The sequence below is a fragment of the Streptomyces sp. NPDC000941 genome, assembly GCF_053599555.1.
On record NZ_JBSFMM010000119.1, the window covers coordinates 1 to 14058 of the forward strand.

The window sequence follows — 14058 nt, forward strand, 5'->3', positions numbered from 1 at the left end:
CGCACCACCCACGAGGTGGTGCGGGCCCGCGCCTTTTGCCGTTCCGGCTGCCTTCTGCGTGCCCCTACCGTGAAAGCCGCATAAGCGCAATCTTTACGACACGGCGACTAATCGCCTGATGTGCGGATGAAACGGCAGTTATTGGCAGCATGGGCGCGTGACCCAATTGACCGATCGCAGCCCGTCGTTGTCCTCCCCTGGCCGCGCCGCGCTCCGGCGCCCCTCCTCCGAGGTGAGAGAGGCGTTCCTCGGCGGCGTCGTCGCCGCGGGGCTAGGTCTTGGCGCGCTCGCCGTCGTCGTACTCCTGCTGTGGATCACCTCCTCGTCTCCCGACAGCAGCCCGGACGGCGCCCTGCACATCGCCGCCGACCTGTGGCTGCTCGCGCATGGCGCGGAGCTCGTACGGACCGAGACGCTGTCGGGGGACTCCGCGCCCGTCGGGCTCACCCCGCTGCTGCTCAGCGCCCTGCCGTGCTGGCTGCTCTACCGGGCCGGGCGCCATGCGATCGAGACGGGCATGCCGGAGGAGACGGACGAGGCGGCGGGGGCGGCGGGCGGCGCGGGGCTGTGGGTGTCCGAGGAGGCCACGCTCCACCCGCGTACCGCCTTCGGATGGGTGACGGGCGGCTATCTGCTGGTCGGGGTGGCCATCGTGGTGTACGCCTCGACGGGGCCGCTGCACGTCGAGCCGTTCAGCGCCCTGCTGCATCTGCCGCTGGTCGGCGCGGCGGCCGTCGCGGTGGGGGTGTGGGCGGCGGACGGGCGGTTTCCCAGACCGCTGCCGCCCGGCCCCGTACGTGAGGTGTGCCGCCGGTGGCTACGCCGGATGGGTGACTGGTTGCGCGCGCGGTTGGTCGCCCGGGCGCCGCGCGCCGTACGGCTTGTCTCGGCCCGTCACCGGCTCAAGCGCCTGGTGCGTCTGGTGCGCCTGGTGTGTCTCGTGCCCGTCGTACGGCTCCGCTCGGCCGCCGGGCGCCGGGGTGCCGTCCCCGGGGCCGTCGAGCCGCGGCCCCCGGCGTACCGGACCCCCGCCTTCCGCGGCGCTGTGCTGCGGGCCGCCGGGGGCGCGGTCGTCGTGCTGCTCGGCTGTGGCACGCTGCTCACGGCGGTGTCGCTGATGAGCCACGCGGGCGCGGTGCAGCTGGCGTTCCTGGAGCTCAGCGACGTGTGGTCCGGCCGTTTCGCAGTGCTGCTGATCAGCCTGGCGCTGCTGCCGAACGCGATCGTGTGGGGCGCGGCGTACGGACTCGGCCCGGGGTTCGCGGTCGGCTCCGCCGCCGTCGGCCCGCTCGGCGTGGCGGGCTACCCCGACCTGCCCGACTTCCCCCTGCTGGCCGCGCTGCCCGCCGAGGGCGGGGGCGTCCCGCTGAGCTGGCTGACGGGGTGTGCGGCGGGGGCGTCGGTGGCGTGGTTCGTCGCGGTCGCGGCTGTACGGCGGGTGGACGGCGCCGAGGGCGGCCAGAGCGTTCAGGGTGTCCAGGCCGTGCAGAGTGTCCAGGCCGTGCAGGTGGTCCAGGCCGTGCACCCCGTTCAGAGCGGGGGCGGGGACGGGGGTGCGGGCGGCGGCGAGGGGCGGCGGGCGCTGCGGCCGGCCGTGTCGGTGTGGGGGTGGGGCCAGACCGCCCTGATGGCCGCGGGCGCCTCGCTCGGCTGCACGGCCGTGATGGCGCTGCTCGCCGGTGCCTCGGGCGGAGCCCTGGGCACCCACGGACTCGCCGAACTGGGCCCCAGCTGGTGGCATACGGGCACGGCGACACTGGCCTGGACCGCCCTGCCGGGGATCCCCGGAGCGGTCCTCCTGCGGTGGCTGCGGCTGTTCGTGCCCGCGCTGATGGCCTGGATGGCCCGTAAGGCGGAGGCCCGGGCCTGGGCGGCCTCGGCGACGCCCCCGCCGCGATCGAAGCGATCGGAGGCCGAGCGCCGGAGTGGGCGGGACAGCCGGAGTGGGCGGGACAGCCGGAGTGGGCGGGACGGCCGGAGCGCGCCGGGCACCGGGGGTGACGGTGGCGCGGACGCCACCAAGGCGCCCGCGCCCTGGTGGCGGCAGTTCTTCCCGCACTACGACACGGCGCCGGGCCCCAAGGCCGACCGGCCTGGGGCCCCGCCCCAGGGCCCGGCGCTGTCCGAGCACGAGCAGTACGAAGGCCGTGGCCCCGACCACGAGATCACCTGCTTCTTGCGAGGAGCCCCGGGCATGCAAGACCGGGAGGATTCGCATCCTGCGGAAGGCAGCGCGGAGCGCCGCAGCGGCCGTCAGGCCGGCGGAGCTCAGGCCGGCGAAGCCGGCCTGTGAGCCTTTGAAGGCACGAACCGGCGTGTCCGGGACACGGTTGTGGTTGGGCTTCAGGGAGGGTGCTGGGGCACGCGAAAGGGGCGGCTGCGACGTATACGCGTCGCAGCCGCCCCTGCTTGTTCGGGTCCCTCGGTCCCGCTCAGTCCTCCGTGCTGAGCAGCGGCCGGAGCTGCTTGGGCAGCAGGTCCTCGCAGGCGTGCCGGGAGGTCTGGGTGAGGGAGTCGTCCACACAGGAGTAGTAGTCGCTGTAGACGATCTGGACGGTGAAGGTCGCCGCGACGATGGCCAGCGCGAGACCGCCCGTGACCAGCCCGCTGATCGCCGCCGTGGACTGCGGCTTCGAGGAGCTGGTGCCCGGCGCCGGGAGATGGGCCGGGGCGGTGCCGGGGGTGGGCGGCGGAGCGTTCAGCGGGGCGGCCGGGGGCGGTGTGGGGGCCGGCCTGCGCGGCTTGGCGCGCAGCGAGCTGATGCCCCAGTAGACGGCCAGCGCACCGAGCAGCAGCGCGATCTCCGGCAGGCTGAACAGCGCGAAGAAGAAGGCCCACATGCCCGCGAGCAGGGCGTAGCGGGCGCGCCGCTGGGCCGGGTCGTTCGGGTCCCAGCGCGGGCCGCCGGAGCCGCCCTGGCCGCCCGTTCCGTTCGGCCGGCCCGGGTTCGAGCCGAAGCCGCCGTTCTGGCGGCCGGGCTGGCGGCTGCTCCACTGGCTGCCCCAGGCCGGGGGCTGCTGCGGCGGGCCGTCCTGGCGGCCTTGGCCGCCGCCCTGACCCTCCTGGTCTCCCTGGCCGCTCTCGCCGCTCTGGCTTCCCTGACCGCCCTGGCTTCCCTGACCGCTCTGGCCTCCCTGATCGCTTTCTATGGCGCCGCCGGGGGTCCCGGGGGCGGCAGGCCAGGGGGTGCCGATCGGGCTGCCCGGGCTGCCGGGTTCACCAGGTCCGCCCGGCGCGGCGCGGCCGTCGTCGCCACCACCGCCGCTGCCGCCCTCACCGCCCGGCGCGGTGTCGGGCCGGTGCCTGGGCTGCCAGGGCTGGTCCGGCCGTCCCTCCGGCGGCGGTGCGAAGGGGTTGTTCTCCTCGCGCCCGGAGGGCGAGCCCTCGGGCGAGGCGGAGGAGGACGGGGACTGCTGCTCACGCAGCAGCGGCGTCGTGCGCGACGTGCGGGCGTACCTCATCGCGGCCCCCCGGTACGCGCAGGGGTCGGCGTGAGGCAGTGAGCCGCGCGGCGGCGTCGGTCCGGCATGTGGAGGTGTCTTCCCCTTGTGTCGTCGTGATGCACGCAAGGCTTCCGTAGGGCCTGCGCCGTACGGCTCCCCTTGCGTGGGACGCGACGGTGGTTCCCACGGCGTCAGTCGGATTCGCAGTCCAGACGCTACCTCCCGCGCTCGCCCCCGTCCCCCGGGGGCCGTTTCGTGTGCCGGTATCGTTGCTGACGGTCGGCGGCTTCGTAGAGTTCCCCGGAATTCATGACTCCGCGACCTTGTATGTCCACACAAACGCAGTGGCGCCGCCACACACAAGCACTCTGAGCACCCGCACCAGCGGCCCACCAACCCCGAACCAACCCCGAACCACCCGCGCACCGCCCGCACCGCCCGCATCGCCCGCATCGCCCGCGAGAAAGATCCCCGCCGTGGCCTCCCCGCCCTCCCTCGCCGCCCGCCCCGAGCGCCCCGCCCGCCTCGTCGTCCTCGTATCCGGCTCCGGTACGAATCTGCAGGCGCTCCTCGACGCGATCGCCGCCGAGGGCGCCTCCGGCTTCGGTGCGGAGGTCGTGGCCGTCGGCGCCGACCGCGCCGGTATCGCGGGCCTGGAGCGCGCCGAGCGCGCCGGGATCCCCACCTTCGTCTGCCGGGTGAAGGACCACGCCACCCGCGCCGAATGGGACCGCGCGCTGGCCGAGGCGACGGCCGCGTACGAGCCGGACCTCGTGGTCTCGGCGGGGTTCATGAAGATCCTGGGCCAGGAGTTCCTGGCCCGCTTCGGCGGCCGGTGCGTCAACACCCACCCCGCGCTGCTGCCCAGCTTTCCCGGTGCCCACGGCGTGCGCGACGCGCTCGCGTACGGCGTGAAGGTGACCGGCTGCACCGTCCATCTCGTCGACGACGGAGTCGACACCGGCCCGATCATCGCCCAGGGCGTGGTCGAGGTCCGGGACGAGGACGACGAGTCCGCTCTGCATGAGCGGATCAAGGAAGTCGAGCGCTCGCTGCTCGTCGAGGTCGTGGGGCGTCTGGCCCGCAACGGCTACCGCATTGAGGGACGAAAGGTAATGATCCCGTGACCGCCGAAGGTACGAAGCGGCCCATCCGCCGCGCGCTGGTCAGCGTCTACGACAAGTCGGGGCTCGAGGAACTGGCCCGGGGGCTGGACGCGGCCGGGGTCCAGCTCGTCTCGACCGGCTCGACGGCGGCGAAGATCGCCGCCGCGGGCGTTCCGGTCACCAAGGTGGAGGAGCTGACCGGCTTCCCCGAGTGCCTGGACGGCCGCGTCAAGACGCTGCACCCGCGCGTCCACGCGGGCATCCTCGCCGACCAGCGGCTCGACTCGCACCGCGAACAGCTCGCCGAGCTGGGCGTCGAGCCCTTCGAGCTGGTCGTCGTCAACCTCTACCCGTTCCGCGAGACCGTCGCCTCGGGCGCCTCGCCCGACGAGTGCGTCGAGCAGATCGACATCGGCGGCCCCTCCATGGTCCGCGCGGCCGCCAAGAACCACCCGTCCGTGGCCGTGGTCGTCAACCCCGAGCGCTACGCGGACGTGCTGAAGGCCGCCGCCGAGGGCGGCTTCGACCTCGAGCAGCGCAAGCGGCTGGCGAGCGAGGCGTTCCAGCACACCGCGGCGTACGACGTGGCGGTCGCCAACTGGTTCGCGGAAGGCTACGCGGCCGACGAGGGCCCCTGGCCGGACTTCATCGGCGTCACCTACGAGCGCAAGCAGGTGCTGCGCTACGGCGAGAACCCGCACCAGCCCGCCGCGCTCTACAGCGACGGCAGCGGCAAGGGACTCGCCCACGCGGAGCAGCTGCACGGCAAGGAGATGTCGTACAACAACTACGTCGACACCGAGGCCGCCCGCCGTGCCGCCTATGACCACGACCGGCCCTGCGTCGCGATCATCAAGCACGCCAACCCCTGCGGCATCGCGGTCGGCGCGGACGTCGCCGAGGCCCACCGCAAGGCGCACGCCTGTGACCCGCTCTCGGCGTTCGGCGGCGTGATCGCCGTCAACCGCCCGGTGACGGTCGCCATGGCCGAGCAGGTCGCCGAGATCTTCACCGAGGTCATCGTCGCCCCTGAGTACGAGGACGGCGCCGTCGAGGTGCTGGCCCGCAAGAAGAACATCCGCGTGCTGCGCTGCTCCGATGCGCCCGAGGCCGTGGTCGAGCAGCGCCCCATCGAGGGCGGCACGCTCGTTCAGGCCAAGGACCGCTTCCAGGCCGAGGGCGACGACCCGGCCAACTGGACCCTGGCGACCGGCGACGCGCTGGACGCCGACGGCCTGGCCGAGCTGGCCTTCGCCTGGCGCGCCTGCCGGGCCGTGAAGTCCAACGCGATCCTGCTCGGTAAGGACGGCGCGACGGTCGGCGTCGGCATGGGCCAGGTCAACCGCGTCGACTCGGCGCGGCTCGCCGTACAGCGGGCGGGCGAGGAGCGGGCGAGCGGCTCGTATGCGGCCTCCGACGCCTTCTTCCCCTTCCCGGACGGCTTCGAGGTGCTGGCGGAGGCCGGGATCAAGGCCGTGGTGCAGCCGGGCGGCTCGGTCCGCGACGAGCTGACCGTCGAGGCGGCCCAGAAGGCGGGCGTGACCATGTACTTCACCGGCACGCGCCACTTCTTCCACTGAGTGGTACGGACCGAGGGCCGCACCCCCGACGCGCGGGGTGCGGCCCTCTGGCCGTAGGCGACACACGTCACACGACACAGGACATACACGGCCCGGATTCCGCCGGACCCCGGGTGGGGCGGGCCCTGATTGGAACAGACGTCCCCGAATCCGGGAGGATGAAGCCATGACCGCGCAGATTCTCGATGGCAAGGCAACCGCAGCCTCGATCAAGTCCGATCTCGTCAGCCGAGTGGAGGCGCTCAAGGCCAAGGGCATCCACCCCGGCCTCGGAACCGTGCTGGTCGGCGAGGACCCGGGCAGCAAGTGGTACGTCGCGGGCAAGCACCGCGACTGCGCCGAGGTCGGCATCGCCTCCATCCGGCGCGACCTGCCCGAGACCGCCACCCAGGAGGAGATCGAGGCGGCCGTACGGGAGCTCAACGAGGACCCGGACTGCACGGGCTACATCGTGCAGCTGCCGCTCCCCAAGGGCATCGACACCAACCGGGTGCTGGAGCTGATCGACCCGGCCAAGGACGCCGACGGGCTGCACCCGATGAACCTCGGCCGGCTGGTGCTGAACGAGACCGGCCCGCTGCCCTGCACCCCGTACGGCATCATCCAGCTGCTGCGCCACCACGGCGTGGAGATCAACGGCGCCCATGTGGTGGTCGTCGGCCGCGGTATCACCGTCGGCCGGTCGATCGGGCTGCTGCTCACCCGCCGCTCGGAGAACGCCACGGTCACGCTGTGCCACACCGGCACCCGCGAGCTGTCCGGGCTGCTGCGCCAGGCCGACATCATCGTGGCGGCGGCCGGGGTGCAGCACCTGATCAAGGCGGAGGACGTCAAGCCGGGGGCGGCGGTGCTCGACGTCGGCGTCAGCCGGGACGAGCACGGCAAGATCGCCGGTGATGTGCACCCCGACGTGAGCGAGGTCGCGGGCTGGATCTCCCCGAACCCCGGCGGCGTCGGCCCGATGACCCGCGCCCAGCTGCTGGTCAACGTGGTGGAGGCGGCGGAGCGCGCCGCCAAGGCCGCCGACAGCGAGGGTGAGGGCGAGGGTGACAGCGACGGCGGCAGCGGTGCCGGGCATGCCGGCTGAGGCCGGTGAGCCGGCCGCCGAGCCGGCCGGACAGCACCCCGCGGTGGCGCCGAACGGAGCGACCGCGCCGAACGGGGCTGCGGGGCCGAACGGGGCTGCGGGGCCGAACGGGGCTGCGGCACAGAGCGGGACTCCGGCTTCCAATGGGGCTGCGGCACAGAACGGAGCAGCGGCGCACAGTGGCGCGGCGGGGCGCCCTGTCGCCAGATCGCGCCGATTCCCCCTGATCACCCGGGACACCGCGCGCCCCGAGGGCGGCGGCCGCGCCGCGTCCGGTGGCGCCCCGGCGCCCGCGCGCCAGTGGCCGCTGCTGGTGGTGATGGGCGGCGTCGTCGTGGGGCTGCTGGTGGTGGCCCTGGACGCGTTCCGCGCGGGCACGGTCCTGGTGGGGCTGTCCCTGCTGGCGGGCGCGCTGCTGCGGTGGGCGCTGCCGGATGTCGGGATGCTGGCGGTGCGCTCCCGGTTCACCGACCTGCTGACGTACGGGGTGCTGGGGTCCGCGATCGTGCTGCTGTCCCTGATGGCCCAGCCCAACCCCTGGCTGGAGGTCCCGTTCCTGGAGGACGTGGTGCACTTCACCGTCCGTTAGGACGATGAGATCTCTGCCTCCCCCGACCCCTCAGCGCCCGTGCACTGCGACGGCCCGTCCTCTCCCCCGAAGAAGGACGGGCCGTCGGGATAAGGGTTCTGTTAAAAGCCCTGCTGGATCAATGGACGTCGAGGGTCTGTGGCCCGGAAGTGACCATTCCGGTACGACGTCTCGGGTGCGCAACAGCCCCGTAGGGGCGCATTGGGAGCGCGCCCAGGTCCGGAATGCTCCGGTGCGCCCCTGCTGGGGGAACTGTCATTCTTGGGCGGGGCATCTCCCTGGGTAGCGGATCCGGGACTCTCGAGGGTGCCCAAACGGGGGCAGGGCACGGGAAGTTCACGGGTACGGGGGGACAGGGGGAGGCAATGCCTCGTTGGAGGGAGCTGCCGGACGAGCTCGATCCGCAGGTTCGGGAGTTCGTCGGGCAGTTACGCAGGCTCGTCGAGCACAGCGAGCTGAGCCTCGTCGCGGTCGCCGACCGCACCGGCTACAGCAAGACGTCGTGGGAGCGCTACCTCAACGGCCGTCTGCTGCCGCCGCAGGGCGCGGTCGTGGCGCTGGCAGAGGCGACGGGCACGGACGTCGAGCATCTGAGCACCCTGTGGGAGCTGGCGGAGCGCGCGTGGAGCCGTTCCGAGTTACGGCACGACGTCACGATGGAGGCGATCAGGGTCGCGCAGGCACGGGCCGCGCTGGGGGAGACGGGCCCGCTGCCGCACTCGAGGAACGGCCGTACGGCGGAGGAGACCGAAGCGGGGTGGGCCTATACCGAGCCGCCCCGTACCGAGCCGCCTTGGGCCGAGCCGCCTTGGGCCGAGCCGCCTTGGGCCGAGACACCCCGTACGGAGCCAGAGCCGCAGAGGCCCGCGACACCGCGCACCGAGCCACCCAGCGCCGAGCCGCCCCACGCCGAGCCGCCCGGCGCCGAGCCGCTCTATATCCCCGAGACGGCGGTGCGCAGGGCGGCTGCCGTGCCGCCTGAGCCGCCCGTGGCGGACCCTCCGCTCGTCTCCGTCGCACCGGCCCTGCTTCCCGAGCCGCCCGAGCCGCCTGATCCGCCGGGCCCGCCTTCGTCGCCGGACAGGCGCCGCCGACGCGTCCCGCTGTTCATCGCCACGGCGGTCGGGGTGCTGCTCATGGGCGCGGCGGTGGTCCTCCTGGTCAACCCGGGAGGCCAGGCCGACGAGCGGGCCAAGGACCCGACGCCCGGGCGGACCACGACCAGCGGCCCCCGCCTGCCCAGCGGAGTGAAATGCACCGGCCAGGAGTGTGCCGGCAAGGACCCCGAGACCATGGGGTGCGGTGGCGCGTACGCCAGGACGACCGCGAGCGTGACCGTGGACAGCGCGTATGTCGAGGTGCGCTACAGCAAGGTGTGCGGCGCGGCATGGGCCCGGATCACCAAGGCCGCCCCCGGCGACCGGTTAGAGGTGACCGCGCCCGCCCAGAGCGCGGTCGGCCCGCCGCGCACCGAGTACGGCAAGGTCAACGCCGACGGCGACGCCTACACCCCGATGATCGCGGTCGGCTCCACCACCCAGGCCAAGGCCTGCGCCACCCGCACCACCGGACAGCGCGGCTGCACCACGACGGCCGCGGGGCGCACCAGCGCGCCGTGAGGGCCGCCGGGCGCCGTCGTCCGAAGGGAACCTCGAGGAAATATCCGGGTCGGGCGGCATGCCCTCGCCGAATCGGGGCAGGCGCAGGCCGATCCCCCCGCGGGTGCGGCATGGCACCGTGGCGGCCGCCTGCTACTCCCCCCTCCTCGTGCAGGCGGCCGCCGATGCTTTCCGCCGCCGAATGCTGCCGGGCGCCGAATGCAGCCGGAAGCCGAATGGCTGCCGGGCCTTGTCTGTCGGCGGTGAGCGGTTACACAGTGGCCCCTGGGGCCCCGTGTGTCCCCGTCGGATAGCCTGACGCCGGTATCTCGACACCAAGAGATCGACAGAAAACACAGCGCAGGAGACCGCCATGACCCGCACTCCCGTCAATGTCACCGTCACCGGCGCGGCCGGCCAGATCGGCTACGCGCTGCTCTTCCGCATCGCCTCCGGCCAGCTGCTCGGCGCGGACGTGCCGGTCAAGCTGAACCTCCTGGAGATCCCCCAGGGCCTGAAGGCCGCCGAGGGCACCGCGATGGAGCTCGACGACTGCGCCTTCCCGCTGCTTCAGGGCATCGACATCAGCGACGACCCGAACGTGGCCTTCAACGGCGCGAACGTGGCGCTCCTGGTCGGCGCCCGGCCGCGGACGAAGGGCATGGAGCGCGGCGACCTGCTGGAGGCCAACGGCGGCATCTTCAAGCCGCAGGGCAAGGCCATCAACGACCACGCCGCGGACGACATCAAGGTCCTGGTCGTCGGCAACCCGGCGAACACCAACGCGCTCATCGCCCAGGCCGCCGCGCCGGACGTACCGGCCGAGCGCTTCACCGCGATGACCCGCCTGGACCACAACCGCGCCCTCTCGCAGCTCTCGAAGAAGACCGGCGTCCCGGTCGCGGAGATCGCCAAGCTCACGATCTGGGGCAACCACTCCGCCACCCAGTACCCGGACGTCTTCCACGCCGAGGTCGCGGGCAAGAACGCCGCCGAGGTCGTGAACGACGAGCAGTGGCTGGCCGAGACGTTCATCCCGACCGTCGCCAAGCGCGGCGCCGCGATCATCGAGGCGCGCGGCGCTTCGTCGGCCGCCTCCGCCGCCAACGCCGCCATCGACCACGTGTACACCTGGGTCAACGGCACCCCGGCCGGGGACTGGACCTCCGCCGGTGTCGTCTCCGACGGCTCGTACGGCGTGGCGGAGGGGCTTATCTCGTCCTTCCCGGTCACCGCCAAGGACGGCAAGTTCGAGATCGTCCAGGGCCTGGAGATCAACGACTTCTCGCGCTCCCGCATCGACGCGTCGGTGAAGGAGCTCGAGGAGGAGCGCGAGGCCGTGCGCGGTCTCGGCCTGATCTGACGGCCGTAGATATCCGAAGGGCCATCTTCCGGTATTCACTCCGGAGGGTGGCCCTTTTGTTGTGCTCTATGACTGTGGCTCGGCTTCCCTTATTTTGGGAGGAGTTGACTGCCTGGCTCAGGGGGAGAGCATGGCCGAGGACACGAACACGAACACGGACGCGGACACGAACGCTGACGCTGACGCGGAAAACGAGGAAGAGCCCGCGGGGGCGGGCGGGCGCGCATACGGCGATATCCGCATCGGCTCCGTCCGTGGTGGCGCCGTCGGCATCGGTGACCACAACTACATCGTGAATGTGCGGGCGGAGTCGTCGGTGGCGCGCGACCCCGCGTACGAGCGGCTGCTGGAGGCCATACGGCAGCTCGGCGCGGATCTTGCGCGGCTTGTGGAGAGCCCCGAGGTCAGCGCGCTGGCGGACGAGCTGTCCGAGACCGAGGACGAGATCCGGCGCACCGGGGCGGCGGCCCCCGGACGCCTCGCCCGGCTCCGGGCCGTGTTGCAGGACGCGAGCGCGAGCATCGGCATGCTGGCGTCCGGCGTGGCTCTGGGACAGGCGGTCGGCGCGCTGCTGGGCGGCTGAGCAAAGCAGACGCGCGAGGGAAAGCCGCGCGCAAGGGTCGAAACAATCGGGGGGCTGGGATGAGCGACGGAGGCGCGGAACAGAGGGAGTGGGCGGACGGTGACGGCGCGCCGCCACCGCCTCCTCCGTCGGTCGGCGATGCGCGGCGGGGGCTGCGGGTGGCCGCCGTGGCGGTGGTGCTGTGCGCCGCGCTCGCGTTCGCCGGATGGGTGGCGTTCGGGAGCGATGGCAAGGCCGGGTATCGGGCGGGCCCCGTCCCCGGGGTCGGTGAGAGCTCGGTGCCCGGGCCGTCGGAGACGGACGGGGTATCGCCCGACGGCGCTTCTCCGGCCCCCGGTGAGGAGTCCGGCACCCCGGACGGCACCCCGTCCGATATGCCGTCCGACACGCCCTCGGCCTCCCCGTCCGGGTCCCCGGCGCAATCCCCGTCCCTGTCCCCGTCGGCCTCGTCCGGCGCGTCCCCGCCCGACGGCTTCCGCGTGGCGGACGACCCGGCGGGCTTCACCCTCGCCGTCCCGGACGGCTGGCGGCGCACTGTCGAGGACCCCAGCGTCTTCTACACCTCGTCCGATCAGGCCACCATGGTGCAGATATTCGAGCTGCACGGCCCGGAGCGGACGCCGTACGAGTCGGCGCAGGAAGCCGAGCGCATAGCCTCCCGCCAGCGCGGCTATGAGCAGATCACCCTGGAGCGGACCGGCCAGGGCGCCATGGATCCGGCGGACCTGGAGTACACCTACGACAGCGAGAAGTACGGCGGCTCCCGGCGGGTCCTCGACCACCGCTTCACCGCGTCCGACGGCACGATGTACGCGGTGCTGGTCATCGGCCCGGGCGACGACCGCGCCGGACAGCAGGAGATACAGCGGGCCGCCGTCGATTCCTTCCGCCTGAGCTGATCCTTGCCGTTCCGAGGTGATGCGATTCATCACCTGAGGAGCATCTGTGCGCGAACGCGTACAGCTTGTGACCAAGTGAGCCCGACCACTTTCGAATGACAATCACGCATAGGTCCGCACCTTTCGGGGAGGGGCTTCGCGTTGCCGACGCGGTCGGCGGCGCCAGTCCAGTAACACCGGAAGGCGGAGCAGACGTGTCGGCAGTCGAGACCATTCATGTGGACGGGGCGTGGCGTGCCGCCGCGTCCGGCGCGCAGCGGGAGGTCCTCGACCCCGCCGACGCCAAGACCCTCGCGGTCGTATCCGAGGGCGGCGCCGAGGACACCGACGCGGCCGTCGCCGCCGCCCGCCGCGCCTTTGACACGGGCCCCTGGCCGCATACGCCCGTGGCCGAGCGGGCGGCGCTGCTGCGCCGTGTCGCCGATCTGCTGCAGCGCGACCGCGGGAAGATCGCGCTGCTCGAGAGCCGTGACACCGGTAAGACGCTCGAAGAGGGGCGGGTCGACGTCGACGACGTCACCAACGCCTTCCGCTACTTCGCCCAGGTCGTCGTCGGCGAGTCGGCCGGGCGCGTGGTCGACGCGGGCACCCAGGATGTGCACAGCGTGGTCGTGCATGAGCCGGTGGGCGTCTGCGCGCTGATCGCCCCCTGGAACTATCCGCTGCTTCAGGCCAGCTGGAAGATCGCCCCGGCGCTCGCCGCGGGCAACACTTTTGTCGTCAAGCCCAGCGAACTGACCCCGCTGTCGACGATGTATCTGATGGAGCTGCTGGTCGAGGCCGGGCTGCCGGCCGGGGTCGGCAATCTGGTGACCGGCACCGGGGACCCGGTGGGCGCCCGGATGGCCGAGCACCCCGATGTGGATCTGGTGTCCTTCACCGGCGGCCTGGTCAGCGGTACGAAGGTGATGCAGGCGGCCGCGCCGGGCGTGAAGAAGGTCGCGCTGGAACTCGGCGGCAAGAACCCCAATGTCGTCTTCGCCGACGCCTGCGACACCGCCGAGGGCTTTGACACCGCCGTCGACCAGGCCCTCAACGCCGCCTTCATCCACAGCGGCCAGGTCTGCTCCGCCGGGGCCCGGCTGATCATCGAGGAGTCCGTACGGGAGCGGTTCGTCGCCGAACTCGCCCGCCGGGCCGAGAAGATCAAGCTCGGGCGCGGCACCGAGCCCGGTGTGGAGTGCGGTCCGCTCGTATCGGCGCGGCAGCTCGACAAGGTCGAGGCGTATGTCGCCTCCGCGCTGGAGGAGGGCGCGCTGCTGCGCTGCGGCGGCGCGCAGCCCGAGCCGTCCGACGTCCGCCCCGCGACCGGCTACTTCTATCTGCCGACGATCCTCGACCAGTGCAACCGCGAGATGCGGGTGGTGCGGGAGGAGACCTTCGGGCCGATCCTCACCGTCGAGTCCTTCCGCACCGAGGACGAGGCCATCGCGCTCGCCAACGACACCGAGTACGGGCTCGCGGGCGCCGTCTGGTCCAGCGACACCGCGCGGGCGCGGCGCGTCGCGGGGCGGCTGCGCCACGGCACCGTATGGATCAACGACTACCACCCGTATCTCCCGCAGGCCGAGTGGGGTGGCTTCGGGAAGTCCGGTATCGGACGCGAACTGGGCCCCTCGGGTCTGGCCGAATACCGCGAGACCAAGCACATTTACGAGAACCTGCGGCCCGCCCCGGTCCGCTGGTTCGCCGGCTGAGCCGTACGCCCAGCACCCCAGCACCCCAGCACCCCAGCACCCCAGCACCCCAGCACCCCAGCACCCCAGCACCCCAGCACCCCAGCACCCCAGCACCCCAGCACCCCAGCAAC

At 72.7% G+C, this 14058-nt stretch carries 11 protein-coding genes; 10 read left to right on the plus strand and 1 reads right to left on the minus strand.

Annotated features, from left to right (window positions below):
- The first annotated feature begins 157 nt into the window (after nucleotides 1-157).
- Entirely contained in the window at nucleotides 158-2293 is a 2136-nt protein-coding gene (locus tag ACWDSL_RS31725) for a cell division protein PerM (RefSeq protein ID WP_450491306.1), read from the plus strand.
- A gap of 139 nt (nucleotides 2294-2432) precedes the next feature.
- Here the strand turns inward: ACWDSL_RS31725 and ACWDSL_RS31730 are convergent, their stop codons facing one another.
- Complete coding sequence (locus ACWDSL_RS31730; RefSeq protein WP_450491308.1) at nucleotides 2433-3461, minus strand: hypothetical protein; 1029 nt, start codon at nucleotides 3459-3461, stop codon at nucleotides 2433-2435.
- Between the two features lie 458 nt (nucleotides 3462-3919).
- On the opposite strand from ACWDSL_RS31730, the gene purN reads away from it, so the two are divergent.
- From purN to ACWDSL_RS31775, 9 genes are all read left to right on the plus strand, one after another.
- Nucleotides 3920-4570 (plus strand): phosphoribosylglycinamide formyltransferase, encoded by a 651-nt coding sequence (purN, locus tag ACWDSL_RS31735; RefSeq protein WP_404747134.1) that lies wholly within the window; start codon nucleotides 3920-3922, stop codon nucleotides 4568-4570.
- The gene (purH, locus tag ACWDSL_RS31740; RefSeq protein WP_450491310.1) at nucleotides 4567-6129 is read left to right on the plus strand and encodes a bifunctional phosphoribosylaminoimidazolecarboxamide formyltransferase/IMP cyclohydrolase; all 1563 of its coding nucleotides are present in this window, start codon (nucleotides 4567-4569) and stop codon (nucleotides 6127-6129) included. Before purN ends, purH begins: the two co-directional genes overlap by 4 nt.
- 166 nt (nucleotides 6130-6295) lie before the next feature.
- A complete protein-coding gene (locus tag ACWDSL_RS31745; RefSeq protein ID WP_450491312.1) occupies nucleotides 6296-7216 on the plus strand; it encodes a bifunctional methylenetetrahydrofolate dehydrogenase/methenyltetrahydrofolate cyclohydrolase in 921 nt (306 codons plus the stop codon).
- Nucleotides 7206-7805, plus strand: a complete 600-nt coding sequence (locus tag ACWDSL_RS31750) for a DUF3017 domain-containing protein (protein ID WP_450491314.1) — start codon at nucleotides 7206-7208, stop codon at nucleotides 7803-7805. The genes ACWDSL_RS31745 and ACWDSL_RS31750 overlap by 11 nt, the downstream gene beginning before the upstream one ends.
- 365 nt (nucleotides 7806-8170) lie before the next feature.
- Nucleotides 8171-9424 (plus strand): DUF2690 domain-containing protein, encoded by a 1254-nt coding sequence (locus tag ACWDSL_RS31755; protein ID WP_450491316.1) that lies wholly within the window; start codon nucleotides 8171-8173, stop codon nucleotides 9422-9424.
- Between the two features lie 352 nt (nucleotides 9425-9776).
- On the plus strand, nucleotides 9777-10766 hold the full coding sequence (locus ACWDSL_RS31760) for a malate dehydrogenase (RefSeq protein WP_450491318.1): 990 nt from the start codon (nucleotides 9777-9779) through the stop codon (nucleotides 10764-10766).
- Nucleotides 10767-10896: 130 nt separating this feature from the next.
- A complete protein-coding gene (locus tag ACWDSL_RS31765) occupies nucleotides 10897-11349 on the plus strand; it encodes a hypothetical protein (RefSeq protein WP_450491320.1) in 453 nt (150 codons plus the stop codon).
- A 59-nt stretch (nucleotides 11350-11408) separates the two neighbouring features.
- The gene (locus ACWDSL_RS31770; RefSeq protein ID WP_450491322.1) at nucleotides 11409-12248 is read left to right on the plus strand and encodes a serine/arginine repetitive matrix protein 2; all 840 of its coding nucleotides are present in this window, start codon (nucleotides 11409-11411) and stop codon (nucleotides 12246-12248) included.
- Between the two features lie 194 nt (nucleotides 12249-12442).
- Nucleotides 12443-13945, plus strand: a complete 1503-nt coding sequence (locus ACWDSL_RS31775) for an aldehyde dehydrogenase family protein (protein WP_450491324.1) — start codon at nucleotides 12443-12445, stop codon at nucleotides 13943-13945.
- The last annotated feature ends 113 nt before the right edge of the window (nucleotides 13946-14058 follow it).